This is a genomic window from Streptomyces muensis (assembly GCF_021474425.1).
GTDB classification, from domain to species: Bacteria; Actinomycetota; Actinomycetes; order Streptomycetales; family Streptomycetaceae; genus Streptomyces; species Streptomyces muensis.
In genome coordinates, this window is sequence record NZ_JAKEIP010000011.1 from 38,576 (window position 1) to 64,394 (window position 25,819).

Genomic DNA, 25,819 nt, shown 5'->3' on the forward strand with positions numbered 1-25,819 from the left:
GCCCGTCAGCCCCAGTCGAGGATGCCGTCGATCTTGCCGGAGGCGTCCTTCAGGAGCCGGTCGATGTCGGCGTCCTCCTTGGTGAGTACGGCGGAGACGACACCGTCGAGGACGGAGTAGATCTGCTGGGCGTGCGGTGGCTCGATCTTCATGTCAAGGCTTTGGTTGCCGTCGAGGAAGGCCTGGTAGTTGGTCACCGGGACGTTGGCGTTGGCCTGCTTGACCTGCTGGTCCTTGGCGTCGGCGGCGCCGGTGAACAGCCGGGGTTCGGGCAGTCCGACGGGGGCGTCGTTCTGCTTGGCGCGGGCGTAGTCGCCGAGGAAGCCGTCGCCGGGCGTGAGGAACATGTGGTCCAGCCACTTCAGGCCGGCGCGGATCTGCTCAGGGCTCGCCTTCTTGTTGAACATGTAGCCGTCGCCGCCGATGAGCGTGCCCTCGCCGCCGGGCATCGGGGCGAGCGCGAGGTCCTTGTAGTCGCCGCCCTTCTCCTTGACCAGGATCGGGATGTTGTCGGGCGCGGCGAGGTACATGCCGAGCTTGCCGCTGCCCATCATCTGCTGGACGTCGTTGATGACCAGGAGCTGCTTGCTGCCCATCGAGTCGTCGGTCCAGCGCATGTCGTGCAGGTTCCGGAGCACGGCGCGGCCCTCGGGGGTGTCGACGGTGGCCTTCTCGCCGTCGGCGCTGACGACGTCGCCGCCCTGGGAGTAGAGCTCGGCGGTGAAGTGCCAGCCGCCCTGGTTCTGGGCGCTGTAGTCGGCGTAGCCGACGGTGCCGTCGCCGAGGCCGGCGATCTTCTTGGCGGCGGCGCGCAGTTCGTCCCAGGTGGCCGGGGGCTTCTCGGGGTCGAGGCCCGCCTGTTCGAACAGCTTCTTGTTGTAGATCAGGCCCATCGAGTAGCCGGTGCGCGGGATGCCGTAGACCTTGCCGTCGACGGTGTAGATGTCGCGCAGCTGCCGCTGGATGGTGTCGTAGCTCTTCAACTCCTTGATGTACGGCGTGAGATCGGCGGCCTGGTTGATGTCGACGACGTGCCGGGCGTCGGTGAAGTACGTGTAGAAGACGTCCTCCATCTGTCCGCCGGCGAGCTTGGCGTCGAAGGTCTTCGGGTCCTGGCAGGGGAAGGCGTCATGGGCGACGACGTCGATGTCCGGGTTCTGCTTCTCGAAGGCGGCGACGTCCTGCTCGAAGAACTGCCGGTCGACCTTGGCGCTCTTGGGCGGCATGCAGTTGACCGTGATGCGGGTCTTGCCGCTCGCCGAATCGTCGCCCGACCCGCAGGCGGAGGCGGCAAGAGCCAAGGAGCAGACGCTGAGCGCGGCAAGGGTACGGCGGAATCCGGTGCTTCTCATCGGTGGACCCCTCTGGGCAGGAGCGGTGGGCGCCGCACACTCAAGCACCGGCGACATTTGATCGCAAGATGTCGCGCGCGATTTGAAATTTTTGAACAGAGGATGGGTTCTCAGGGACGAGGTGCCTGTGCCGTCGAACCGCGCACCACCAGTTCCGGCTCGAAGAGCAGCTCCTCGGCCGGTACGGCACTGCCCGCGATCTGCGCGTTCAGCAGCTCCACCGCGGCCCGGCCCATGGCCTCGATGGGCTGTCGGACGGTGGTGAGCGGGGGCTCGGTGCAGTTCATGAACGCCGAGTCGTCGTACCCGACCACGGAGATCTGCGAGGGGACGCCGAGCCCCTTGCGGCGGGCGGCCCTGATGGCACCGAGCGCCAGTGGGTCGCTCGCGCAGATGATGCCCGTGACGCCCCGGTCGATCAGCCGGGAGGCGGCGGCGTGACCGCCCTCGATCGAGAAGATGGCCCGCGCCACCCGCTCCTCGGGCAGGTCTGCGGCGACGCTCCGCGCGGCGGCCAGCTTGCGCGCCGACGGCATGTGGTCGGCCGGTCCGAGCACGAGCCCGATGCGCTCGTGGCCCAGCGAGGCCAGATGCCGCCAGGCCTGCTCCACGGCCACGGCGTCGTCACAGGAGACGCCCGGGAAGCCGAGGCGCCCGATGGCCGCGTTGACCAGCACCACCGGGATGTTGCGGTCGGCGAGCTCCTTGTAGTGGTCGTGCGGTGCGTCGGCCTGGGCGTACAGGCCGCCGGCGAAGACGACTCCCGAGACCTGCTGTTGCAGCAGCAATGCGACATAGTCGGCCTCGGAGACCCCGCCCTTGGTCTGCGTGCACAGCACCGGGGTGAGCCCCAGCTGGGCGAGCGCACCGCCGATCACCTCGGCGAACGCGGGGAAGATCGGGTTCTGCAGCTCGGGGAGCACGAGGCCGACGAGACGGGCGCGTTCGCCGCGCAGCTGCGTGGGCCGCTCGTAGCCGAGGACGTCCAGGGCGGAGAGCACCGCCTGCCGGGTGGCCTCGGAGACGCCGGGCTTGTCGTTGAGCACCCGGCTGACCGTGGCCTCGCTGACCCCGACCTTCTTCGCCACTTCAGCAAGTCGTCGCGTCATGCGCGCAAGAATAGCGCAAGAAGCGCAAGCCGCTTGCGTGACGAGTGGTCTGACGGGGCGCCGTCGACGACCTGAACGCCGACGGTGCCCCGTTCAGTCCTCGGGGGTGGGCACCACGCGCAGATGGGCGGCGCCGCGCCGCACCGCACGCGCCCGGGGTCGGTCCCTGCGCACCTCGCGCAGCACCAGAGTCAGCCGGGTGTACCCCATCTCGCGCAGGGTCCGGGGTGTCTCGTCGACGACCCGGCAGTCGGTGGCGCCCCAGCGCGGATCCGGGTGCAGCAGCGGACGTACGGCGCCGTCCTGGGCGACCGCCCGCTCGCCGACCGCGCGGATCCAGTGCGGCAGGCCCTGCCGGTAGGCGGCCTCCATGATGGGGTCCTGGGCGATCTCGCGGCGGACGGCCTGGAGGCCGTGGTCATGGCCGTGCAGTTCCACGGCGGCGGCGAAGTGGGCCAGCATGGGCAGGCACCAGCCGGCCTCGTGGTCGCCGAGGACCGTGCTCGCGTCCGGGTGGAAGAGGACGAACCTGAGGAAGTTGTCGTCGGGCATCGCCGTCGGATGCGGGCCCACGCCTTGGAAAAGTGACGCGAAAGCGGTGTTCGCCAGAACGACGTCCCAGCGGTGGTCGACGACGACGGACGGGAAGGGCACGGCCTCCACGAGGGTGGCGTAGTCCCGTAGGTACGCCTCGGCCTCGGGCCGCTCGGGGACGGACCGCGGTACGGACCGCTGCCCACCTGCCTGATATGCCATCGGGAGGTCACCCCTCTTGCCTATGCGGCCTTCACGCGGCGCCTTGATCCTGCTGCCCACGCCGGAGCCGTGTCAACTATCGTGGCATTTCGTGCCGGTTGACGGCTGAAATTGGACACAGTTGTGGCGAGACCTGGATGTGAGTTCGAACTACCCGGTAATCTCCGTCGAGTTCACGGCAACCGCTTGTGAGAAGCCTGTGAGAGACGTAGGAGATCTGTCGGTGACGGATGGCATCGAGGGTCCGGGCGTTGCGCCGACGGCTGAGCTGCCGGCCGTCGTCGCTCGCGTCACCGCGCTCGCCGACCGGCTCGGTGTGCCGCACGCGGAGGTCTTCGACACCGGCCGTCTGTCCGTCGCCTCCGGCGTCCCGGTCCCCGTGGTCAAGGCCCTGCTGAGCGGGCGTCCCGCGGGTGAGCCCGATGTACAGGCCCGGTTCCTGCAGCGCCTGGACCTCCTGCGGCGCACGCGCCTCAAGCCGAACGGCCGCAAGTACACCCAGCAGGAGATCGCCGACGGCGCCGGCATGTCACGGCAGCAGGCGGGCGCCCTCATCAACGGCGACCGGCGCCCCACCATGGAGCACTGCGACGCCATCCAGCGCTTCTACCGGGTACACGCCGGATTCCTCACGGCCGAGGACCCCGAGGCACTCGCGGGCGCGCTCCAGCGCACCGAGCAGGACCTGCTCCAGAAGCTCGCCGAGCGCGAGGCGGCCCAGGCCGCCGAGGATCCGCTGGAGAGACTCCTCCAGGACCACGGAGTGCGCGGCATCGCCTGGCGGGCCGCCCAACTCCCCACAGACCAGCATCGCGACAAGGTCGCGGAGTGGCTGGACATGCTCCTGGAGAGCGTCAAGCGGCCCGAGTCGTGATCCGGGGAGAACAGGAGAGCAGTGGGCATCGGTAGGGAAATGCGCCGCCTGTGCGGCGAGTTGGTCGCGGAACTGGCGCTCTCGGCGCCCGCGCCGCCGGAGAAGCTGTACCGCGCGCTGTGCGACGCGATGAGCAGACGCCGCGGCCGCCCCGTCCACTTCCGCACCGCCGCCTTCCCGCCCGGTACCGCGAGCGGGCTGTGGCTCGACATGGCCGACCAGGACCTCGTGGTGATCGAGGAACGCACCGCGCCCGACCACCAGCTGGTGATCCTGGGCCACGAGCTGTGGCACATGAAGGCCGGCCACGGCAGCCACAGCGTCGAGGGCGCCACGGTGGCGGCCCGGCTCCTGCACGACGACGCCGACTTACGGTCGACGGTGCTCAAGGTCGCCGCCCGCGACCACTTCGACCAGGCGGAGGAGAAGGAGGCCGAGAGCTTCGGCCTGCTGCTCGCCAGCAAGTGCCGTACCTGGCTGGCGGTTTCCTCGGCACGCGGACAGCGGGACCATCTGGCCGGGCGGATCGAGGCGTCACTGGGCTACCTGGGGCCACAGGGCTGACCCTCCGCCCTGCCGAGGGCCGATTGTCAGTGGTGGACGGCAAGCTGGTGGTACGCCCTGATGTGCGGGGCGTGACGCCACGACGCCGACCCGGGGAGAGCCGACCGATGCCCACCGCCGTACTGACCGACCGCGAGCGCACCGCCGTCCAGGCCTATCTGCGGCTGTTGCACACCGTACGAGCCGCGTTCGACAGTCCTCCCGGGGGCCGCCGACCACCTGTCGTGCCGCCCTCCGTCCTCGCCGAGGCGGAACAGGCCCTGGCGGACGCGGGACTGACGGGCAACGAGGAGGAGTTCTTCCGGCTGCTGCAGAGCTGGTGCCCTGCGCAGCCGTAGCGGACCGCGCGCCGGACCCACGGGGGCTAGGGGGTGTTTTGAAAGTCCCGTGCGGTGCCCGCGGCGTTCGGTGCGTGCCCTCGGCGTGCCGGACGAAGGCCCTCGTAGCGGAGCTACTTGGGTCTTTGGCCGGTGCGGCGAGGGTGCGTGCCGGGCGCCGCGGGTGCTGTGCGGGACTTTCAAAACACCCCCTAGGTGTGCGGCACGCTCACCGCTGTCGCCACCAGCCCCCGCTGGACGGTCCACCGGCCCTCGAACAGCTCCAGCCGGCGCTCGCCGACCCACGGGCCGGGCACGAGAAGCCGGGCGCGGAAGCCGCCGCGCTGTTCACCGGCGTCGGTGAAGATCTCGATGTCGGCCTCGGTGAAGTCCAGCCACTTTCCAGTGAGCGGGAACCACGCCTTGTAGACGGATTCCTTGGCGCTGAACAGCAGCCGGTCCCAGTGGATGCCGGGGTGGTCGCCGGAGAGCCGGCGCAGCCGCTCCGCCTCGGCGGGCAGGGCGACGGCGGGCAGGACGCCGTCCGGGAGCGTCTGGTGGGGTTCGGCGTCGATGCCGAGGGAGGCCAGGTCGGGGGCGCGGACCAGCGCGGCGGCGCAGTAGCCCTCGCAGTGGGTCATGCTGCCGGTCAAGCCCGTCGGCCAGGTCGGGGCGCCGCGTTCGCCGGGCAGGATCGGCTGGGGTGGCACGCCGAGCTTGTCCATGGCGCGGCGCGCGCAGGAGCGGACGACGGCGAACTCGCGGCGGCGCTTGCCGACCGCCCGGGCCACGACCGCCTCCTCCTCGGGGTACAGGGCCGTGTTCGCGGGCTCCTCGTCGCCGTACGCCTCGACGGTGACCACCGAGGCCGGCAGCAGTTCCTCGATCAACGGGTCCCGTCCTCCCTGGGCAGAATCCGGCGCAGCCGTCCCGGCGGGTCCGGCCGCTTGCGCCACTCGCGCGGGTAGCCCACCGACACCTCCTCGAAGCGGACGCCCTCGTGCCAGGTGGTCCGCGGGATGTGGAGATGGCCGTAGACCATGGTCTCGACCCGGAACCTGCGGTGCCAGTCCGCGGTGAGCCGGGTGCCGCACCACATGGCGAACTCGAGGTACCACAGTACGTCGGTCGGGTGCCGGTCCAGCGGGTAGTGGTTGACGAGGACGGTGGGCAGGTCCGCGGGCAGTGCGGCGAGCCGGCGCTCGGTCTCGGCGACCCGCGCCTGGCACCAGGCCTCACGGGACGGGTACGGGTCGGGGTGCAGGAGGAACTCGTCGTTGCAGACGACCCCGGTCCCGTGGGCGTACTTCAGCCCCTCCTCCTTGGTCGTGCAGCCGGAGGGCAGGAACGAGTAGTCGTACAGCAGGAACAGCGGGGCCACGGCGACCGGGCCACCGGGGCCGTCCCAGACGGGGTAGGGGTCCTCGGGGGTCGTCACGCCGAGTTCCCGGCACATCTCGACCAGATGCTCGTAGCGGGCGACACCGCGCAGGGTGACGGTGTCCTTCGGGTGGGTCCACAGTTCGTGGTTGCCGGGTGCCCAGACGACCTTGCGGAAGCGGCCTGCGAGTGTCTCGAGGGCCCAGCGGATGTCGGCCACGGTCTCCGCGACGTCACCGGCGACGAGCAGCCAGTCGTCGTCGGAGTCCGGCCGCATCTTCTCGACGAGGGCGCGGTTCTCCTCGTAGCCGATGTGCAGGTCACTGATGGCCAGCAGTTGTCCGGCACCGCCGACCCTCGACGTCACCCCTCGCCCCTTTCGATCACACGAACGACACCACGAGAACACAGGATGTGTTCACCGTACAAGGGGGACACGCGCGGCTCCGGCGGAGGCGGGCCCGGGACGGGCGGGGCGGTCAGGAATGATCCGCAATTCCGTAACACGTACGTTGCACGCGGCACCCTTTGAAAGCCGTATGATCGCCCCAACACCACCGCCTGGACTTCCCTTCGCACGGGGCGGTTTGGTGTCCCTCCAACCACCCTGCCCGGGCACGGGCCTGCTTCGCCCTGCCCGCGAACCCCGAAAGGACGGCCCTGCATGGTCTCTCGCGTACGCGTCTGGCTCAACCGCACGTACGCGGAGAACGTGTTCTTCATGGATCAGCTGCGGAGAAATCCCAGCGATCGGGCCGTCGAGATCCATGCGACGCACGGGGACGCCGACTCGCCCGTGCTGGCCGCCGCCGACACCGCCGACCTGGAGCCAGAGGGCCTGTCCCCGGCCGGATATGTCGAGTACGCGCTCGCCCAGTGCCGGCGCCGTGGCATCGACGTGTTCGTGCCGCGGCTGCACCAGTCGGCGATCGTGGCGCACCGCGCGGAGTTCGAGGCGGTGGGTACGGCGCTGCTGGCGCCGCCGCCGGAGGCCGTGGCGGTCTTCCAGGACAAGGTGATCGCGTACGAGGCCGTGCAGGCGGTCGGGGTGCCGGTGCCGCCGTGGTGGCGGGTGCGGGACGCCGATGAACTCGTCGCGGCGGTCGAGGAGTTGGAGGCGGGCGGATACAAGGCCTGCTTCAAGCCGGCGTCCGGTGCGGGCGGGGTGGGCTTCCGCGTGATCACGCGCGCCCCCTTCTCGCTCACACACCTCAGCGGGTTCCCGACTCCGTATGTGCAGCTGGATCTTGTCGTGGAGGCGTTGCGGCGGGCCGAGGAGCCGGTGGACTGGCTGGTCATGCCGCGTCTTGAGCAGCCCGAGGTGTCGGTGGACTGCCTCACCGGTCCCGACAACCGGGTGCGGCTGGCGATCGGGCGGATCAAGAACGGCCGGCGTCGTGGGTTCACGCTCCAGGAGCAGTGGCTGGAGCCGGCGCGGCTGATCGCGGAGGGGTTCGGGCTGCACTACCTGTCCAACATCCAGTTCCGGATGTTCGGGGAGACGCCGGTGCTGATGGATGTGAACACGCGGCCGGCCGGGGGCTTGCACCAGCTGTCGCTGTGCGGGGTCAACGTGCCTTGGCTGGCGGTCCAGTTGGCGCTCGGTGAGGATCCCGGTGAGGTGGCTCCGCCGTTCCTGGGGCAGGACTACACGGTGGTTTCGGGGCCGCGGCCGTTGCGGGCGGTGTCCATTCCGCAGCAGCGGGCGGAGGTCGAGGGGCCGTTGCTGCCGGCGTTGCCGACGCCTCCGGCGGTTGACCCGTTGGAGACGGCTCAGGCACTGCCGCTTTAGGTTGTCTGCCGGTGCGGGTTCGTCGTGGCTTGTCGCGCAGTTCCCCGCGCCCCTTGCGGCGTTGGCCAATCCCGGCGTCATCTATTGACACCGGGATTGGTCCATACCAACTTGGTTGCGCATCGTTCTGCATGTCTCTGCACTCCCGAACACCCCACAGCCTCAGGGAGATCGCGTGCGCAGCTCACTGTTCAGACGTTCCAGACGTCGTCTTCTCGCTCTGCTCGGCTCCGCAGCCCTCGCGCTCGCCGGAGCCGTCGCACTTCCCGGTACGGCCCATGCGGCCAACATCCTCTCCAACGCCGGCTTCGAATCCGGCGCCCTCTCGCCCTGGTCCTGCACCGGCAACCTCGGGTCGGTCGTCTCCTCCCCCGTGCACGGCGGGTCCAAGGCCCTTGCGGGCGCGGCCGGTTCCAGTGACATCGCCAAGTGCACGCAGACGGTCTCCGTCCAGCCGAACACGACGTACTCGCTCAGCGGCTGGGTGCGCGGATCGTACGTCTACCTCGGTGTGAACGGCGGTGCGTCCACGTGGACGTCGTCGCCGTCGGCGTACAGCAAGCTCACCGTGGGCTTCACGACCGGTGCCTCCCAGACCAGCGTCACCGTCTACGTCCACGGCTGGTACGCCCAGGGCACCTACTACGCCGACGACATCAGCCTCGACGGGCCGGGTGGCGGCTCGGACACCCAGGCGCCCGGCGTGCCGGGGAACCTTCGGTCCACCGGCAAGACCGCGTCCAGCGTGTCGCTGACGTGGAACGCCTCGACGGACAACGTCGGGGTGGCGGGGTACGACGTCTACCGGGGTTCGAGCCAGGTGCTCAGCGTCTCCGGCACCAGCGCGACGGTCAGCGGGCTGTCGCCGAGCACCGGTTACGCCTTCACGGTCAAGGCGAGGGACGCGGCCGGGAACGTCTCCGCCGCCTCCAACGCCGTCACCGTCACGACGGACGCGGGCGGCGGTGGCGGTACCGGCTTCAAGCAGGCCGCGCCCTATCTGTACCTCGGCTGGGGCGATCCGCCGAGTGCGACGTCGGTGATGAGCGCGACCGGGATCAAGTGGTACACGATGGCCTTCATCCTGTCGTCCGGTGGCTGCAACCCGGCCTGGGACGGGCAGCGGGCCCTGACCGGCGGCAACGACCAGGCCGTCATCAACTCCATCCGGGCCGCGGGCGGTGACATCGTGCCGTCGATCGGCGGCTGGAGCGGCAACAAGCTCGGCCCCAACTGCTCCAGCGTCGAGGCGCTGGCCGGGGCGTATCAGAAGGTCATCGACGCCTACGGGCTGAAGGCGATCGACGTCGACATCGAGAACACCGACGAGTTCGAGAACGCCACGGTGCAGGACCGGATCCTGAACGCCCTGAAGATCGTCAAGGCGAACAACCCGGGGCTGCGGACCATCATCACCTTCGGTACGTCGACCACCGGACCGAACTACTGGGGCAACCGGCTGATCGAGCAGGCCAAGGCGCTGAACGCGGACATCGACGTGTTCACGATCATGCCGTTCGACTTCGGCGGCGGTGCCGACATGTACGGCAACACCGTGAACGCCACGGAGGGGCTGAAGACCAAGCTGAAGTCCACCTTCGGCTGGGACGACGCCACCGCCTACGCCCACATCGGCATCTCCGGCATGAACGGCCTGTCCGACCAGCAGGAGCTCACCTCGCCCGCGACCTGGACCCAGATCCGCGACTGGGCGAACTCCCATCACCTCGCCCGTCTCGCGTTCTGGTCGGTCAACCGCGACCGGCCGTGCCCGGGCGGCGGCGTGACGAGCAACTGCTCCGGGATCAGCCAGAGCAACTGGCAGTTCACGTCGATCACGGCCGGGTTCACCGGCTGAGGTCACCCTCGTCCCCGACGGAAAGAATCTTTCCGGAAGGGTGTATCAGGGCGCGGTCGGCGCGCTCATAAGAGTGAAAGGCAACGGGGAACCACGGGGGATCAACGGGGGGACGCACCACCACGGGGGATGTACGGGGGCTTCGGGTCGGCCGGCGCTGTCACGGGGGCGGCGGCCGGCCGACTCGAAGATGAGCCGCGGGGGGCAGATCAGAAGCGGCCCGCGCCGCGGTACAGCTCCAGCTCCCCTTCCAACTCGACGGCGAGCACCGTGGCGTGCGGGTCGAGGTCGGACCCGGTGGGCGGTTCGATCCAGAGGACGCCCGGTGTCTCGTGCAGGCCGCCGGTGACGCGGTGGGCCAGTTCGGTGCCGCTGCCGAGGACCGTGACCCGGCGTACCGAGCCGAGCAGTCCGCGTACGTTGATCTCGGCGCGCGGGGCGTCGAAGAGGATCAGGTACAGGGTGCGGCGGTCCTTGGAGAGGGTGCTCGGGCCGTAGTGGTGTCCGGGCGGGAGGCCGCGCTCGGTGCCGTACACCGCCTCCGCGTGCCGCGCGATCCAGTCGCCGAGCCCTTCCAGACGTTCGGCCTGCTCGCGCGGGATCGTGCCGTCCTCGCGCGGTCCGACGCTGAGCAGCAGGTTGCCACCGCCGCCGATCGTCTCCGTGAAGTAGCGGATCAGCTGGTCGACCGACTTGTGGTTGTGGTCGTGGTGCTGATGGCCCCAGGAGTCGTTGATCGTCAGGCACAGCTCCCACGGGCCGTCCGGCGGGAGGACCGGGGCGCCCTGTTCCGGCGTCGCGTAGTCGCCCTCGCTGAGCATGCGGGCGTTGAAGACGACGTCCGGCACCTCGGAGCGGATCAGCGCGGCCAGCTCGGGGATCCGCCACTGCTCCTCGCTGCGGTCCCACTCTCCGTCGAACCACAGCAGGTCCGGCCGGTAACGGGACGTCAACTCCCGGATCTGGCCGTCCCGGTAGGCGAGAAAGCGTTCCCAGGCGTCCAGGTCCTCGTCCTCGGCCGCGACCTCCGAGTAACGGTTGTCCTCCAGCTCCGGCGGGCGGCCGGGCTTGCGGGTGGAGGCGTAGTCGGGGTGGCTCCAGTCCGAGTGCGAGTAGTACAGACCGACCTTGAGGCCCTGCTCGCGCAGGGCGTCCGCGTAACCGGCGATCAGGTCGCGGCCCACGTTCAGATCGCCGTGGGCCGTGTCCCAGAGGGCCACGCCGTCGTGGTGACGGCTGGTCAGCACGGCGTACCTGGCGCCGGCCCGCGCGAAGAGCTCGGCCCAGTCGCGCGGGTCGTAGCGGGAGGCGGTGAAGCGGTCGAACTGGGACATGTACCGGTCGTACGGGACGATGTCGTCGTAGAACGACCAGGACTCCTGGACGCCGTCCACGGCGTAGATGCCCCAGTGGATGAAGATCCCCAACTTGGCGTCGGTGAACCAGGGTTGCATCGGCACGGGGTCAGCCCCTCCGCAGCCGGAGCGTCAGCACCTGGAAGGGCCGCAGCGAGACCGCCACCCCGCCGTCGGAGATCTCGACCGTCTCCTCCAGCGGGCGCTCCAGCAGGTCGGTGACCTGGGCGCCGGCCAGCGGGAAGCCGGTGCGCAGCACGCCCTGGGCACGGCCGCCGCCCGACTCGTACAGGCGCACCACCACGTCACCGGACTCGTCGTCGGCGAGCTTGACCGCCTCGACGGTCACGCCCTGGCCGTCGACCGAGACGACCGGCTCGGGTGCGCCGGCCGCGTCCGCCACCCGGAGCGGCAGGTTGAGGGAGTAGCCCTCGGCGACGGTGTCCTCGATGCTCGCGCCGGGCAACAGCGAGTAGGTGAAGCGGTGCTTGCCCTGGTCGGCCTCCGGGTCCGGGATGCGCGGGGCGCGGACCAGGCTGAGCCGGACCGTGGTCGTCGTACCGCCGTCCTCGCGGACCGTACGGGAGACGTCGTGGCCGTAGGTGGAGTCGTTCAGCACCGCGACGCCGTAGCCCGGTTCGCCGACGTGCACCCAGCGGTGGCCGGAGACCTCGAAGCGGGCCGCCTCCCAGCTGGTGTTGGTGTGGGTGGGGCGCTGGATGTGACCGAACTGGATCTCGGCGGAGGAGTGCGCGGCCCGGACGTCCACCGGGAAGGCGGCCTTGAGGATCTTCTCCGCCTCGTACCAGTCGATCTCGGTCTCGAAGTCGATGCGGGGGCTGTCGGCGCGCAGCGTGATGGTCTGGGTGATCGTCGAGCCCCTGCCGAAGGCGCGCGTCACACGGATCGCGCCCAGCAGCGGGCCCTCGGAGACGACCTCGATCGACGAGGGCTCCAGAAGATCCGTGTACCGGTTCTTGTAGTGCTTGTCGATGTCCCAGGCGTCCCAGTAGTTCGGGAGGTCGGTGTGCAGCCGGAGCAGGTTGCCCTTGTCGCCCAGGACCTCACGCCCGGCGCGCAGGTCGAGGACGGAGGACAGGGTGCCGTCGTCCGCCACCGCCACGCGCACCAGGCCGTTGTCGAGGATCCGGCCCTCGGCCTTCACGGGCTGGGCGGGCTCCACTCCCGTCAGCGGCGCGCTGCCGCTCGCGGGCACCTCGACATACGCCGTGGCCCCCTCCGCCATACGGACGACCTCGGCCCGGTCGAACGGGCTGGTGTTGAAGACCCGGGCCTCTCCGGCACCGAGCGCCGCCACCGCCTCGGCCGTCAGCGCCTCCAGTTCCTCGGCGACACGGGCGTACTCGGCCTCCGCCTCGCGGTGCACCCAGGCGATCGACGAGCCCGGCAGGATGTCGTGGAACTGGTGCAGCAGCACCGTCTTCCACAGCCGGTCGAGCTTCTCGTACGGGTAGGAGTAGCCCGGCGCGTGCAGCGCGGCCGTCGTCGCCCACAGCTCGGCCTCGCGGAGCCGGTGCTCGGAGCGGCGGTTGCCCTGCTTGGTGCGGGCCTGGGAGGTGTAGGTGGCGCGGTGCAGCTCCAGGTAGAGCTCGCCGACCCAGACCGGGGCGTCGGGGTACTCGGCGCGGGCCTGGGCGAAGAACTCGTCGGGGTGTTCGACGACGACCTTGGGTGAGCCCTCCAGGTCGGCGAGACGGCGGGCGCGCTCCATGATCTCGCGGGTGGGGCCGCCGCCGCCGTCGCCCCAGCCGAAGGGGGCCAGCGAGCGGGTGCCGCCGCCCTTCTCGGAGTAGTTGCGAACCGCGCGGTCCATCTCCTCGCCGCTGAAGCGGGCGTTGTAGGTGTCGACGGGCGGGAAGTGCGTGAAGATGCGGGTGCCGTCGATGCCCTCCCACCAGAAGGTGTGGTGGGGGAACTTGTTGGTCTGGTTCCAGGAGATCTTCTGGGTCAGGAACCACTCGTTGCCGGCGAGCTTGGCGAGCTGCGGGTAGGCGGCGGTGTAGCCGAAGGAGTCGGGCAGCCAGACGCCCTTGGTCTCGACGCCGAAGTGCTCGATGAAGAACCGCTTGCCGTGGATCAGCTGGCGGGCGATGGCCTCGCCGCCGGGCAGGTTGCCGTCGGCCTCCACCCACATGCCGCCGACCGGCGCCCACTGGCCCTTCTTCACGGACTCCTGGATGCGGGCCCACACGTGCGGGTAGTTGTCGCGCACCCACTCGTACTGCTGGGCCTGGGAGCAGGCGAAGATGAAGTCGTCGTACTCGTCGGCGAGCGACGTGACGTTGGAGAAGGTGCGGGACGTCTTGCGCTTGGTCTCGCGGATCGGCCAGAGCCAGGCGGAGTCGATGTGGGCGTGGCCGACGCCGGAGATGGTGTGCGCGCTGGCGTGCGCGGGACGGGCCAGGACGGGGGCGAGCACCTCGCGTACGGCGGCCGCGCTGCCGGAGACGTCGTCCAGGTCGAGGGCGTCCATGGCCCGGTCGAGGGCGTGCATGATCTCGTGGCGGCGCGGCTCGTGCTCGCCGAGGTGGACCATGAGCTCGCGCAGCACCTGGATGTCCAGGTCGAGGTGCCAGACCTCCTCGTCCAGGACGGCGAGGTCGGCGCGCTGGAAGGTGTAGAGGGGCTTGTCTCCGGCGGTGAGGATGTCGCCGAGCGGGGTCGTCTTCGAGAAGTTGTCGGCGAGGATGTCCGGGTTGGAGGCGGCCTCGACCAGGTAGTCGATCTCCTCGCCGCCCACTGCCGGGTTGCCGATCGGCACGTACTGGTTGAGCGGGTTGACCGCCTTCAGCGGCCGGCCGTCGGGCAGGTGGACCAGGGCCTCGGCCTGGTTGCCGGGCCAGTCCCCCACGAAGCCGAGGTCGATGACCGCCTCGACGCGCCGGCCCGCCCACTCGGCGGGCACCCGCCCGCGCATCCGGAACCAGGTCGTGCCCCAGGGCGGGCCCCACGGGGTGTCCATCGCGAAGGGCGTGTACCGGGCGGCCGCGGCCTCCTCGAAGGAGACGGGCTCGCCCGGCGCCTGCCATGCCTCGACGTCGAAGGGGACGGTGGCCGAGTAGATCGCGGGCTTGATGCGCTGGTTGTGGACGCGCTCGACGCGTTCCTCGATCCGGCGGCGTTCGTCGTGCATCAGGGTCTCCAGGGAGGGAGAGAACGGAGGGGAAGCGAGGGGCTCCTCGGCGACTGCTGAAAGCGCTTTCCAGCGCCGGCGCTACTTAAGGTACGCCAGACCCGGGTGGACCGAGGAGTAGCCCTCGACCAGCCTGCGGGCGACATTGACCGAGTCGACCAGGGGGTGCAGCGCGAACGCCTTCACCGCCGTCGAGCGCGAGCCGGCCTCGGCCGCCGCCAGCACCTCCCGCTCGACCGCCTTGACCGAGCAGACCAGGCCCGTGGCGTGGTCGGGCAGCGGGGCGACGGCGACCGGGTGTGCGCCGTTGGCGTCGACCAGGCAGGGCACCTCGATGACGGCCTCGGAGTCGAGCACGGACAGCGTGCTCCGGTTGCGGACGTTGAGGATCAGGGTGGTGCGCTCGTCGCGGGCGATGGCCCGCATCAGGGCCAGCGCGACCTTCTCGTAGCCGCCGGACAGGTCGTCGGCGTCGCGCTCGCCGGCGCCGGCCGTCTCCCGGTTCTCGGACATGTAGGTGGCCTCGCGCTCGGCGCGGGTGCGGTCCCAGATGTCCAGGGCGGAGGCGTCCGACCGCTCGACCTCGCGGTAGAAGTGCGCCTGCTGGTCGGCGAGGAAGGCGCCGCGGGTCTTGTCGGCCTGCTGGTAGGCGCGCACGGCCTCGCGGTTGAAGTAGTAGTAGTGCAGGTATTCGTTGGGGATGGCGCCGAGGGACCGCAGCCAGTCGACGCCGAAGAGCTTGCCCTCCTCGAAGGAGCCGAGCAGATCGGGGTCGGCGAGCAGCCGCGGAAGCTCGTCGCGGCCGGCGACGCGCAGGCCGCGCACCCAGCCGAGGTGATTGAGGCCGACGTAGTCGATCCACGCCTCGCCGGGGTTCTTGACGCCGAGGACGCGGGCGATACGGCGGCCGAGGCCGACCGGTGAGTCGCAGATGCCGATGACACGGTCGCCGAGGTGGCGGGACATGGCCTCGGTGACCAGTCCGGCGGGGTTGGTGAAGTTGATGACCCAGGCGTCCGGCGCGAGTCGGGCCACGCGCTGGGCGATGTCGACGGCGACGGGGACCGTGCGCAGGCCGTAGGCGATGCCGCCCGCGCCGACCGTCTCCTGGCCGAGGACGCCCTCGGCGAGCGCGACCCGCTCGTCGTTGGCCCGGCCTTCGAGACCGCCGACGCGGATCGCCGAGAAGACGAAGTCGGCGCCGCGCAGCGCCTCGTCCAGATCGGTGGTGGCCCTCACCTCGGGCGCGTCCGGCACCCCGGCCGCCTGCTCGGCGAGGACGCGGGTCACGGCCTTGAGGCGGCCGGCGTCCAGGTCGTGCAGCACGACCTGGGTGACCCGGCCCTCGGCGCGGTCCGTCAGGAGCGCCCCGTACACGAGCGGCACACGGAATCCGCCGCCGCCCAGAATCGTCAGTCTCACTCTTGCACCTTTCCTGCCACGACCACCTCGACGCCCGCCTCCTCCAGGGAGGACCGGGTCGCCGCGTCGACCGGCGCGTTCGTCACCACCACGTCCAGGTCGTCCGGACCGCACACCTTCGCCATCCCCGTACCCGGGAACTTCGCCGCGTCCGCGAGCAGGACGACCTTGTCGCCGGCCTTGATCATGGCCCGCTTGACCGGCACCTCGACGACCGTCGTGTCCATCACCTGACCACCGGGCCGCACTCCACTGGTGCCCAGAAAGAGCCAGTCGGCATGCAGCTGGCGCAGATTGTCCTCGGTGAGGAAGCCGACCAGCGAGCGGTACTCGCGGCGGACCATGCCGCCCAGCAGCACCAGCTCGATGCCCTCGTCGTCGGCGAGCTCCTCGTAGACCACCAGGTTGCTGGTGATCACCGTGAGACGGCGGCCGTGCAGCTGGCGGGCCAGCCGGAAGGCGGTGGTGCCGATGTCGAGCAGCACCGACTGACCGTCTTCGATCATCGCGGCGGCACGCGCGGCTATGGCGTCCTTCTCGGGCACGCGCATCTCGGCGACCTCGGCGAAGGGCTGGTCGCCCTCCTCCACGACCGCCCCGCCGTGCACCCGCGTGAGCAGCCCGTCCTCCTCGAGTTTGACCAGGTCACGCCTGATCGTGGCCGGGCTCACACCCAGCTGCTCGGAGAGATCGGTCACGGCCGCGGGGCCCCCGGCGCGCAGGGCCCGCAGGATGAGTTGGTGTCGTCGTTCTGCCAGCACGACGTGAACACTACTCGTCATCTTCAATCATCGCCATGCTCATTTCTGCTCGGGTATTGACCAATCTCTCCGATCGGCGCACGATTCCGCTCACCGAAATGAAGAGTTTTGACGAGAGGACCCAGCCGTGGACGACGACCGGCCCGATGCGCTGCTGACCGGGCTGCTCTTCTACGACCTCGTCCTCACGGGGCTCGGGAAGCCGCCCACACCGGGTGAGGAGATCTGGACCGGCGGCATGGGCTGCGGTCCCGGCGGCATCGCCAACCTCGCGGTCGCCGCCTCCCGCTTCGGCCTCACGACCTCGCTGGCCACGGTGTTCGGCGACGACCTCTACGGCGAGTACTGCCGGGACGTGCTGTGCGACCAGGAGGACATCGACCTCTCGCTCTCCCGCACGGCGGACGGCTGGCCCACCCCGGTCACCGTCTCCCTCGCCTACGGCCACGACCGGGCCCTGGTCACCCACGGCCAGGAGCCCCCGTACTCGCAGGACGCGCTGATGGGCGACCCGCCCGAGGCGCGCACGGCCCTGGTGCACATCGAGGCCGAACCCCGCGCCTGGCTCGCCAAGGCCGCCGCGAACGGCACCCACATCTACGCCGACGTCGGCTGGGACCCCACCCAGCAGTGGTCCACCGACCTGCTCGAACAGCTCTCCCTGTGCCACGCCTTCCTCCCCAACGAGACCGAGGCGATGGCCTACACCCGCACCGACAGCGCGGTCGCGGCCCTCGGCACGCTCAGCGAGCTGGTGCCGGTGGCCGTGGTCACCCGCGGCGGGGACGGCGCCGTCGCCGTCGACCAGACGACCGGCGAGTACGCCGAGGTCCCCGCCCTCGACGTCGACGTCCTCGACGCGACGGGCGCCGGTGACGTGTTCGGGGCGAGCTTCGTCGCGGCCTCGCTCGGCGGCTGGTCCCTGGAGGAACGGCTCAGGTTCGCCGTCCTGGCCGCCGGCCTGTCGGTCGGCCGGCACGGCGGCGCCCTGGCCGCCCCCGGCTGGTACGGCGTCGACCGCTGGTGGCGCTCCCTGACCGACCCCGAGCTGAAGCGGACGTACGGCTTCCTAGCGGACCGGCTCCCCGAGAACCCGGGGCCGCCCGTCGCGTACGCCCCCGTGACCCCGCCCGCACGGCAGAACTGACCCCCACTGTTCTCCTCCCCCCACGCCCCTCTCATGCGAAGTCCCGAAAAGATCCGAAAGGCGGTGGGAGCTGTGCGGCTCTCACGAAGAGGCCTGCTCCGCGCGGGCCTGGCCAGTACGGCCGCCACGGCGCTCGGCGGCCTGGCGTCCGGCTGTGCCGTTCCGACCGGCTCGACCGGCCGGAACATGGTCCTGTGGTATTGGAGCGGCGGACTGAGCGACACGGTCGTCAAGAACGCCAAGGCGCGTTACGACAGCTCCGTGGACCTCGACGCCATCCAGATCGGCGGCCAGTACCGCTCGAAGCTCATCACCACCATCACCGGCCGGGCCCACATCCCCGACATCGCGGGGCTCAAGGGCGAGGACATGGCCGCCTACCTGCCGAACGCGGACCAGTTCGTCGACCTGCGGACGCTGGGCGCGGAGAAGTACAAGAGCCGGTACCTGTCCTGGAAGTGGGACCAGGGCATCGCCGACGACGGCACGATGGTCGGCTTCCCGATCGACTGCGGGCCGGTCGCGCACTACTACCAGTTCGAGATCTTCCGCAGGGCCGGGCTGCCGTACGAGCCCGACGACGTGTCGAAGGAGCTGAACACCTGGGAGAAGTTCTTCGACGCGGGTGTACAACTCGGCAAGCGCGTCCCGGGGGCCAAGCTGCTCACCGACGTCAACTCGGTCTTCGAGAACGTCGTGCAGCAGGGGACGCAGCGGTACGTCGACAAGGACCGCCAGTTCATCGGCGACCAGGATCATGTGCGCCGGGCGTGGGCGCTCGCCGTGGAGGCCAAGCGGCGCGGGATCGTCTCCGACCTGGTCAGCGGCACCCCGGACCAGCAGTCCGCCGTCCAGGACGGCAAGCTGCCGAGCCAGCTGAACGCCTCCTGGGCCAGCTTCGACATCAAGAACGGCGTGCCGAAGACCAAGGGCAGGTGGCGGGTGGCGCAGATGCCGGTGCGGCCCGCCAACAACGGCGGCTCGTTCCTGTCGATCACCAAGGCGTGCCGGGAGCCCGAGCAGGCCTTCGAGATCATCACCTGGATCCTCGACGCGGCCAACCAGGCACAGGGTTACGTCGACGCGGGCCTGTTCCCCTCCACGCCCGCCTCGTACGGCCTGAAGCAGATGCAGGAGCCGGACGAGTTCTTCGGCGGCCAGGTCACCACGGATGTCTTCGGGCCGGCCGCGCAGAAGATCGCGGTCGCCTACAACAGCCCGTTCGACATCGCGCTCGGGCAGCCCCTCAAGGACGAGATCAAGAACGTCGGCGTCCTCGGCAAGGACCCGAAGAAGGCCTGGAGTGACGCCATGAGCAAGTGCCGTCGCATCGCGAAGCACCTGGGGGTGAGCTACTGATGGCCGTCCTGGAGCAGACCCCGCCCGCGGTGACCCCGCAGCCCGCCCCGACCGGGCCCAAGAAGGGCCTGCGCAAGTACTGGCACCTCTACGCCGCGATCTCCCCCTTCTACCTGATCTTCCTCGGCTTCGGCCTCTTCCCGGTCGGCTTCTCGCTCTACCTGTCCTTCCACCGCTGGGACGGCCTCGGGTCGATGGAGTGGGCGGGGCTCTCGCAGTACCAGTACCTGCTGAGCGACAGCGACTTCTGGAACTCGATCGGCAACACGGTCGTCATCTGGGCGCTGGCCACCTTCCCCATGATCTTCCTGGCGATGGTCACGGCCGTGATGCTCAACTCCGCGGTCCGGTTCAAGGGCCTGTACCGCGTCGCGTACTTCCTGCCGAACGTCACCTCGGTCGTCGCCATCGCGATCGTCTTCGGCTCGATCTTCTCCACCAACGCCGGCATGGTGAACGCCGTACTGAACGCGGTGGGGATCGACCAGGTGGCCTGGCTGAACACGCCGTGGGGCATCAAGGTCACCATCGCGGCGCTGATGACCTGGCAGTGGACCGGCTACAACGCGATCATCTTCCTCGCCGGACTCCAGACCATTCCGGGCGACCTCTACGAGGCCGCGCGCATGGACGGCGCCGGTCCGATCCAGACCTTCTTCCGGATCACGCTGCCGCTGCTGCGGCCCACGCTGCTGTTCGTGCTCGTCGTCTCGACGGTCACCGGCCTGCAGAGCTTCTCCGAACCGCAGGTCCTGCTGCAGACCTCGTCCAACGACTCGACGTTCGCGGGCGGTCCGGGCCACTCCGGCCAGACGATGGTCCTCTACTTCTTCCAGCAGACCTTCGACAACAACGACTTCGGGTACGGCGCCGCCGTGGCGTGGGGCATCTTCCTCGTCGTCGTCCTCTTCTCGATCATCAACTGGCGCCTCGTGCAGCGCCGCGGCGACTAGGAAGGGCGCGCATCATGGCATCCATCAAGGAGTCCCGCACCTCCATCAAGGGGTCCCGCCGCAGAGGGATCGCGCTGCACCTCCCGCTGATCGTCAGCACCCTGATCTCGGCCTTCCCGTTCTACTGGGCCGTGATCATGTCGACGCACAGCTCGTCGGAGATCTTCTCGTACCCGCCGAAGCTGCTGCCGGGCACGCACTTCCTGGAGAACGTGCGCAACCTGTTCGACGCCGTCGACTTCTTCGGGTCGATGTGGAACTCGCTGCTGGTCGCGGTGTCGGTGACCTTCCTGGTCCTGCTCTTCGACTCGCTGGCGGCCTTCGTCTTCGCGAAGTTCGAGTTCCCCGGCAAGGGGCTGCTGTTCGGGCTGCTCATGCTGATCTTCATGGTGCCGGCGCAGCTGTCGGTCATCCCGCAGTTCGTCGTCATGGCGAAGATCGGCTGGATCGGCTCGATGACCGCGCTGATCGTGCCGGCCGCGGCCAACGCCTTCGGCATCTTCTGGATGCGCCAGTACATGAAGACGGCCATCCACGACGAGCTGCTCGACGCCTCCAGGCTCGACGGCGCGAACTTCCTGCGCCAGTACTGGCACGTGGCGCTGCCGGTGGTCCGACCGGGTCTCGCCTTCCTCGGCATCTTCACCTTCATGGGCCAGTGGAACGACTTCGCCTGGCCCCTGATCGCCCTGACCAACCCGAACAACGTGACCCTTCAGGTCGCGCTCTCCCAGCTCAACGGCACACACGGCACCACCGACTACGGCATCGTGATGACCGGCGCGCTGCTCGCCCTCATCCCGCTGCTGATCGTGTTCGCGATCGGCGCCAAGCAGATCATCGGCGACCTCGCGAAGGGAGCCGTGCGCGGATGACCCCCGATCCGCTCATCGCCCTGCGCCCCTGGGAGGCACCCGAGGTGACCTCCTGGGGACGGCTCCCCATGAACGCCGTCGACCGGCGCTCCGGAGCACTCCCCCTGGACGGCGACTGGCGCTTCCAGCTGCTGTCCGCTCCGGACGCGCCGGTCGGCGGTGCCTGGTCCACGGCGCACGTCCCCGGCGTCTGGACCATGCAGGGCACCGACGACCTGCCGCGGTACCTCAACATCCGGATGCCGTTCGCCGAGTTCCCGCCCCACTCCCCCGCCGCCAACCCGACGGGGGTGTACGAGCGCGAGGTGGACGTCCCGGCCGACTGGGCCGGGCGCCGGATCGTGCTCCAGGTGGGCGGCGCGGAGAGCGTGCTGCTGGTGCACGTGGACGGGCGGCCGGTGGGCATCTCCAAGGACTCCCATCTGGCCGCCGAGTTCGACCTGACGGAACAGGTCCGCCCGGGCTCGTCCGCGACCGTACGGCTCACGGTCGTCAAGTGGTCCGACGCCTCGCACATCGAGGACCAGGACCACTGGTGGCACGGCGGTCTCACCCGCTCGGTGCTGCTGTACGCGCGCGACCCGTTGCATCTCGCGGACGTGACCGTGCGGGCCGCGTACAGCGGTGAGCTGCGGGTCGACTGCCGGGTGCGGGACACCGGCGGCGCGCTGCCCGAGGGGTGGTACGTCACCGGCGAGGTGGACGGTGAACTCCTCGCCCAGGACGTCGAGTTCGACCGCGCCAACGTCGAGGACGAGCGGGTCTCCGACTTCCTCGGCGAGGTACGGCTGCACACCACGGTCCCCGACGTGCGCACGTGGAACGCCGAGACGCCCGAACTGTACGACCTCACCGTGCGCCTGCACCGCGCCGACGGAACCGTCGCCGACACTTCCCGGCACCGGATCGGCTTCCGGGACGTCGAGATCGTCGGCCGGGACCTGCTCGTCAACGGCGAGCGGGTGTTCATCCGGGGCGTCAACCGGCACGACTTCCATCCGCTGACCGGCCGGACGGTGTCGTACGACGACATGCGCGCCGACCTGGTCCTGCTCAAGCGGTTCGGCTTCAACGCGATCCGCACCGCCCACTACCCGAACGACCCGACGCTGTACGACCTCGCCGACGAGCTCGGCTTCTACGTGGTCGACGAGGCGGACATCGAGTCCCACGACCACGCCCATGAGATCGCCGACGACCCGCGCTATCTGGGCGCCTTCGTGGACCGGGTCGCACGGATGGTGCTGCGCGACAAGAACCATCCGTCGGTCATCGTCTGGTCGCTGGGCAACGAGTCGGACTACGGCGCGAACCACGACGCGGCGGCGGGCTGGGTGCGCCGCCACGACCCGACGCGGCCGATCCAGTACGAGGGTGCGGCCAAGCTCGGCTGGGCCGACCCGCAGCTCGCCTCCGACATCGCCTGCCCGATGTACGCCCCGCTGGAGGACTGCGTGGCGCACGCGCTCTCCGGTGAGCAGACCAAGCCGCTGATCCAGTGCGAGTACTCGCACGCCATGGGCAACAGCAACGGCACGCTGGCCGACCACTGGGCCGCCATCGAGGCCACCCCAGGTCTTCAGGGCGGGTTCATCTGGGAGTTCTGGGACCACGGGATTCTGCAACGCGTGAGCGACGGAAGACCGGCCGGGCGTGGGGGCGCCGGGCTGTATGACAACGGTGTCCCCGCGCCCGGGTACCGCTGGGCGTACGGCGGTGACTTCGGCGAGACGATCCACGACGGCGCGTTCATCGCGGACGGCGTGGTGTTTCCCGACCGCACGCCCAAGCCGGCGATGTACGAGCACCGGGAGATCGCGGCGCCGGTGCGCATCGAGAGCTACCGGCACGAGGGCGTGGTCCTGACCAACCACCAGCACTTCCGCGGCTTCGACTGGCTGACGGGCGTATGGGAGCTGTCGCTGGCGGACGGCCGCACGCTGACCGCCCCGGCCGAGCTGCCCGAGCTGTGCCCGGGCGAGACGGCGGCGGTGCCGCTGCCGTTCGCGCTGCCGGAGGACGGCGGCGAGGCCTGGCTGACGCTGCGGGTGACGACGGCGCGGGACCTACCGTGGGCGCCGCGCGGCACGGAGGTGTGCGTGCCGCAGGTGCGGTTGCGGGCGGCCGACGTGCGGCGGGAGCCGGTCGCGGCGGGTTCGGTGGAGGTCGACGGCGAGGGTCTCCTCGTCCACCCGCTGCTGACGGTGGCCCCCACGCTCTCGCTGTGGCGGGCGCCCACCGACAACGACGAACTCGGCGGCATGGCGGGGCGCTGGCGAAGCTGGGGGCTCGACGCGCTGGTGCGCAAGGTCGTGTCGGTGCGTGAGGACGCCGGGCGTGTGAGGGTGGCGGCCGAGTACGCGGGCGCGGCCGGTGTCGTACGGCACCGGCAGGTGTTCACGGCCGTCGAGGGCGGCGTACGCGTAGAGGAGGAGGCCGAGCTGCCGGACGTCTTCGACGACGTGGCGCGGGTCGGCACGGTCTTCGAGACGGTCGCGGGGCTCGACCTGCTGGAGTGGTTCGGGCAGGGGCCCTGGGAGTCGTATCCCGACCGCGGCGCGGGCGCGCCCGTCGGCCATCATTCCCTCCCCGTCGACGAGTTGTTCACCCCGTACCTGCGCCCGCAGGAGAGCGGTGGCCGACATGGCGTACGGCGGTTCACGCTGTCCGCGCCGGATGCCACCGGTCTCACGGTGGCGCTGGACGAGCCGCGTCAGGTCTGCGTCACCCGTTACCGCGCCGAGGACCTGACCGCCGCCACGCACCACGACGAACTGGTGCCGCGCCCCGGCTGCGTGGTCCACCTCGACGCGGCGCACCGGGGCCTGGGCACGGCGTCGTGCGGCCCCGACACCTTCCCCTCCTACCGCGTCGCACCGGGCGTCCATCGCTGGAGCTGGACCCTGCGCGTCCTCTGACCTCCTCTTCCTCTCCCTCCTCATGGAGCACCCATGTGTACTTCGCATGCCCACGACCAGGGCGAGGCCGCGCAGGCCGCCGCCGGAAGACGTGGTTTCCTGCGGGCCACGGCGCTGCTCGGCGCCGCCGCCACCGCCTCGGTCGCACTGCCGACCGTGGCCGAAGCGGCATCCGCGGACGACTGGCGGCCCGACCCGGAAAGCCGTCGCTTCACGCTCGCCGTGATGCCGGACACCCAGTACCTCTTCGACGGGCCGAGCATCGACAAGGCGCCGGTCGAGGCGTCGCTGCGGTATCTGCTGGAGCACGGCCGCAAGGAGAACATCGTCTTCCTGTCGCACCTCGGCGACCTCACCCAGAACGGTTCCCAGCCCGAGGTCGCCGCGATCAGCGAGGCCTTCCGGCTGCTGGACCGGCGGGGCGTGGGCTACAGCGTGCTCGCCGGCAACCACGACGTGAAGTCGTCGACGGACGACCAGCGCGGTGCGACGCCGTATCTGGACGCCTTCGGGCCGAAGCGGTTCCGGGGGAAGAGGACCTTCGGGGGTGCCTCCCCGGACGGCTACAACAGCTTCCACCTCTTCAGGGCCGCCGGACGTGAGTGGATGGTGCTGGCGCTGGACTGGCGGCTGTCGGCGAAGGGTTACGCCTGGGCGAAGGACGTCCTGGCCCGGCATTCGAAGACGCCGGTCATCCTCACCACCCATGAGCTGGTCGTCGGGGACGACTCCCTGTCGGCGTACGGGCAGCAGTTGTGGGACCGGCTGATCGACGACCACGACCAGATCTTCCTCACCCTGAACGGGCACTACTGGCCCGCCGCCCGGGCGACCCGCGAGAACGCCGCCGGGAACGACGTACACCTGCATCTGACGAACTACCAGAACCGCTACTTCGGCGGCGCGGCGATGATCCGCCTGTACCGCTTCGACCTCGACCGGAACGTCATCGACGTGGAGACGGTCTCGCCGTGGATCCTCGGCCGGGCCGCCAAGGGCCTCAACGAGCTGGAGCGGCAGGAGATAGAACTCAGCGGTGACGCCGACCGGTTCAGCGTCGGCATCGACTTCGCCGACCGCTTCTCCGGCTTCGCCCCGGTGCCGGCCCGCCCGGCCCGCCCCGCGTCGAGGATGCTGATCCCGGGCACGGTGGCGTACTGGCGCTTCGAGCGGCCGGTGGAGGGCAGCACGGTCCGTGACCTCTCCGGACGCGGAAACGACCTCTCCCTCGTCACCGTGGGCGGCGGCGAGCTGGGCTGGTCCGCCGACCACCACCCCGACCAGCCCGGGCACGGCAGCCTGGAGTTCCAGGGTTTCAAGTCGCCGTTGAAGGGCGCGTACCTGCGGACGGTCGACGGGGCGCCGCTCAACTCGGCGATGTTCAGGGACGGTTACACCATCGAGGCGTTCTACCGTCTCCCCGCCGACTGGGACCCGGACCACAACGCCTGGTCCGGCCTGGTCAGCCGTACGGGCACCGGTGGCGCCGCCGGGAAGACCGCCGACGACCCGGACGAACCGCTCGCCACCCTGTCCCTGTCGAACGACCGGGAGCCGCAGTGGGCGATGCGCCCGCTGAACCAGGAGGGCATCGCCACCAACTGGGCCCAGGAAACCCCGCTGGAGACCTGGTGGCATCTGGCAGTCGTCAACGACGGCGAGCACACCACGATGTACGTCGAGGGCTGCCCGGTGGTCCGCAACCCCAAGGCCCGCTCGACCGGCATCACGTCCGTCGGGCTGCCGTGGCTGCTCGGCGGCTACGAGTACGGCGGCAGGATCGACCAGGTCCTGCACGGCCGCCTCGGCGACGTCCGGATCGTCGCGCGGGCGCTGCCCGTCAAGTCCTTCATGAACCACTGACCTTCAGGGG

General features: G+C 70.1%; 20 protein-coding genes. 11 read left to right on the forward strand and 9 right to left on the reverse strand.

What is annotated here, in order from left to right; translation table 11 throughout:
• Positions 1 to 5: 5 nt before the first annotated feature.
• The 3 genes from L0P92_RS05225 to L0P92_RS05235 all read right to left on the reverse strand — a co-directional run bounded on the left by L0P92_RS05225 (position 6) and on the right by L0P92_RS05235 (position 3,217).
• Positions 6 to 1,352, reverse strand: coding sequence for an ABC transporter substrate-binding protein (locus tag L0P92_RS05225; RefSeq protein ID WP_234761311.1), 1,347 nt, complete (start codon positions 1,350 to 1,352; stop codon positions 6 to 8).
• Between the two features lie 110 nt (positions 1,353 to 1,462).
• Positions 1,463 to 2,461: a LacI family DNA-binding transcriptional regulator gene (locus tag L0P92_RS05230; RefSeq protein WP_234761312.1), complete on the reverse strand. Its 999-nt coding sequence runs from the start codon at positions 2,459 to 2,461 to the stop codon at positions 1,463 to 1,465.
• Between the two features lie 93 nt (positions 2,462 to 2,554).
• A complete protein-coding gene (locus L0P92_RS05235; RefSeq protein ID WP_234761313.1) occupies positions 2,555 to 3,217 on the reverse strand; it encodes an MmyB family transcriptional regulator in 663 nt (220 codons plus the stop codon).
• Positions 3,218 to 3,440: 223 nt separating this feature from the next.
• On the opposite strand from L0P92_RS05235, the gene L0P92_RS05240 reads away from it, so the two are divergent.
• From L0P92_RS05240 to L0P92_RS05250, 3 genes are all read left to right on the forward strand, one after another.
• Positions 3,441 to 4,091 carry a helix-turn-helix domain-containing protein gene (locus tag L0P92_RS05240; protein WP_234761314.1) on the forward strand — a complete coding sequence of 217 codons (651 nt, stop codon included), beginning with the start codon at positions 3,441 to 3,443 and terminating at the stop codon, positions 4,089 to 4,091.
• Between the two features lie 39 nt (positions 4,092 to 4,130).
• Positions 4,131 to 4,655: a toxin-antitoxin system, toxin component gene (locus L0P92_RS05245; protein ID WP_234761352.1), complete on the forward strand. Its 525-nt coding sequence runs from the start codon at positions 4,131 to 4,133 to the stop codon at positions 4,653 to 4,655.
• Positions 4,656 to 4,762: 107 nt separating this feature from the next.
• Positions 4,763 to 4,993, forward strand: a complete 231-nt coding sequence (locus L0P92_RS05250; RefSeq protein WP_234761315.1) for a hypothetical protein — start codon at positions 4,763 to 4,765, stop codon at positions 4,991 to 4,993.
• A gap of 191 nt (positions 4,994 to 5,184) precedes the next feature.
• Here L0P92_RS05250 and L0P92_RS05255 read toward each other — a convergent pair whose 3' ends face one another.
• Together L0P92_RS05255 and L0P92_RS05260 are read right to left on the reverse strand one after the other, a co-directional pair.
• Entirely contained in the window at positions 5,185 to 5,862 is a 678-nt protein-coding gene (locus L0P92_RS05255; protein ID WP_234761316.1) for a 4'-phosphopantetheinyl transferase family protein, read from the reverse strand.
• Entirely contained in the window at positions 5,859 to 6,719 is an 861-nt protein-coding gene (locus L0P92_RS05260; RefSeq protein WP_234761317.1) for a metallophosphoesterase family protein, read from the reverse strand. The genes L0P92_RS05255 and L0P92_RS05260 overlap by 4 nt, the downstream gene beginning before the upstream one ends.
• 297 nt (positions 6,720 to 7,016) lie before the next feature.
• Here L0P92_RS05260 and L0P92_RS05265 point away from each other — a divergent pair, with 297 nt between their 5' ends.
• Complete coding sequence (locus tag L0P92_RS05265) at positions 7,017 to 8,144, forward strand: ATP-grasp domain-containing protein (protein ID WP_234761318.1); 1,128 nt, start codon at positions 7,017 to 7,019, stop codon at positions 8,142 to 8,144.
• A 175-nt stretch (positions 8,145 to 8,319) separates the two neighbouring features.
• Positions 8,320 to 10,002, forward strand: a complete 1,683-nt coding sequence (locus tag L0P92_RS05270; protein WP_234761319.1) for a carbohydrate binding domain-containing protein — start codon at positions 8,320 to 8,322, stop codon at positions 10,000 to 10,002.
• A gap of 209 nt (positions 10,003 to 10,211) precedes the next feature.
• On the opposite strand, the gene L0P92_RS05275 is transcribed toward L0P92_RS05270, so the two are convergent.
• The 4 genes from L0P92_RS05275 to L0P92_RS05290 form a co-directional block, all read right to left on the reverse strand.
• Positions 10,212 to 11,462: an alpha-L-fucosidase gene (locus L0P92_RS05275; protein ID WP_234761320.1), complete on the reverse strand. Its 1,251-nt coding sequence runs from the start codon at positions 11,460 to 11,462 to the stop codon at positions 10,212 to 10,214.
• Between the two features lie 4 nt (positions 11,463 to 11,466).
• Positions 11,467 to 14,511 carry an alpha-mannosidase gene (locus tag L0P92_RS05280; RefSeq protein WP_234761321.1) on the reverse strand — a complete coding sequence of 1,015 codons (3,045 nt, stop codon included), beginning with the start codon at positions 14,509 to 14,511 and terminating at the stop codon, positions 11,467 to 11,469.
• 81 nt (positions 14,512 to 14,592) lie between these two features.
• Positions 14,593 to 15,933, reverse strand: coding sequence for a 6-phospho-beta-glucosidase (locus L0P92_RS05285; protein ID WP_234761322.1), 1,341 nt, complete (start codon positions 15,931 to 15,933; stop codon positions 14,593 to 14,595).
• The gene (locus L0P92_RS05290) at positions 15,930 to 16,694 is read right to left on the reverse strand and encodes a DeoR/GlpR family DNA-binding transcription regulator (RefSeq protein ID WP_234761353.1); all 765 of its coding nucleotides are present in this window, start codon (positions 16,692 to 16,694) and stop codon (positions 15,930 to 15,932) included. The genes L0P92_RS05285 and L0P92_RS05290 overlap by 4 nt, the downstream gene beginning before the upstream one ends.
• A 127-nt stretch (positions 16,695 to 16,821) precedes the next feature.
• On the opposite strand from L0P92_RS05290, the gene L0P92_RS05295 reads away from it, so the two are divergent.
• The 6 genes from L0P92_RS05295 (at position 16,822) to L0P92_RS05320 (ending at position 25,809) form a co-directional block, all read left to right on the forward strand.
• Positions 16,822 to 17,841, forward strand: coding sequence for a carbohydrate kinase family protein (locus L0P92_RS05295; RefSeq protein ID WP_234761323.1), 1,020 nt, complete (start codon positions 16,822 to 16,824; stop codon positions 17,839 to 17,841).
• Between the two features lie 72 nt (positions 17,842 to 17,913).
• Entirely contained in the window at positions 17,914 to 19,200 is a 1,287-nt protein-coding gene (locus L0P92_RS05300; RefSeq protein ID WP_234761354.1) for an ABC transporter substrate-binding protein, read from the forward strand.
• On the forward strand, positions 19,200 to 20,153 hold the full coding sequence (locus L0P92_RS05305; RefSeq protein WP_234761324.1) for a carbohydrate ABC transporter permease: 954 nt from the start codon (positions 19,200 to 19,202) through the stop codon (positions 20,151 to 20,153). Before L0P92_RS05300 ends, L0P92_RS05305 begins: the two co-directional genes overlap by 1 nt.
• A gap of 14 nt (positions 20,154 to 20,167) precedes the next feature.
• The gene (locus tag L0P92_RS05310; RefSeq protein ID WP_234761325.1) at positions 20,168 to 21,028 is read left to right on the forward strand and encodes a carbohydrate ABC transporter permease; all 861 of its coding nucleotides are present in this window, start codon (positions 20,168 to 20,170) and stop codon (positions 21,026 to 21,028) included.
• Positions 21,025 to 23,946, forward strand: coding sequence for a glycoside hydrolase family 2 TIM barrel-domain containing protein (locus L0P92_RS05315; RefSeq protein ID WP_234761326.1), 2,922 nt, complete (start codon positions 21,025 to 21,027; stop codon positions 23,944 to 23,946). Before L0P92_RS05310 ends, L0P92_RS05315 begins: the two co-directional genes overlap by 4 nt.
• Before the next feature lie 33 nt (positions 23,947 to 23,979).
• Positions 23,980 to 25,809 (forward strand): LamG-like jellyroll fold domain-containing protein, encoded by a 1,830-nt coding sequence (locus L0P92_RS05320; RefSeq protein ID WP_234761327.1) that lies wholly within the window; start codon positions 23,980 to 23,982, stop codon positions 25,807 to 25,809.
• Positions 25,810 to 25,819 lie beyond the last annotated feature (10 nt).

Bases quoted from the DNA above. Each gene is read 5' to 3' on its own strand.
- L0P92_RS05225 (WP_234761311.1), bottom strand. From the start codon at position 1,352: ATGAGAAGCACCGGATTCCGCCGTACCCTTGCCGCGCTCAGCGTCTGC.
- L0P92_RS05230 (WP_234761312.1), bottom strand. From the start codon at position 2,461: ATGACGCGACGACTTGCTGAAGTGGCGAAGAAGGTCGGGGTCAGCGAG.
- L0P92_RS05235 (WP_234761313.1), bottom strand. From the start codon at position 3,217: ATGGCATATCAGGCAGGTGGGCAGCGGTCCGTACCGCGGTCCGTCCCC.
- L0P92_RS05245 (WP_234761352.1), top strand. From the start codon at position 4,131: ATGCGCCGCCTGTGCGGCGAGTTGGTCGCGGAACTGGCGCTCTCGGCG.
- L0P92_RS05250 (WP_234761315.1), top strand. From the start codon at position 4,763: ATGCCCACCGCCGTACTGACCGACCGCGAGCGCACCGCCGTCCAGGCC.
- L0P92_RS05265 (WP_234761318.1), top strand. From the start codon at position 7,017: ATGGTCTCTCGCGTACGCGTCTGGCTCAACCGCACGTACGCGGAGAAC.
- L0P92_RS05280 (WP_234761321.1), bottom strand. From the start codon at position 14,511: ATGCACGACGAACGCCGCCGGATCGAGGAACGCGTCGAGCGCGTCCAC.
- L0P92_RS05305 (WP_234761324.1), top strand. From the start codon at position 19,200: ATGGCCGTCCTGGAGCAGACCCCGCCCGCGGTGACCCCGCAGCCCGCC.
- L0P92_RS05310 (WP_234761325.1), top strand. From the start codon at position 20,168: ATGGCATCCATCAAGGAGTCCCGCACCTCCATCAAGGGGTCCCGCCGC.
- L0P92_RS05315 (WP_234761326.1), top strand. From the start codon at position 21,025: ATGACCCCCGATCCGCTCATCGCCCTGCGCCCCTGGGAGGCACCCGAG.
- L0P92_RS05320 (WP_234761327.1), top strand. From the start codon at position 23,980: ATGTGTACTTCGCATGCCCACGACCAGGGCGAGGCCGCGCAGGCCGCC.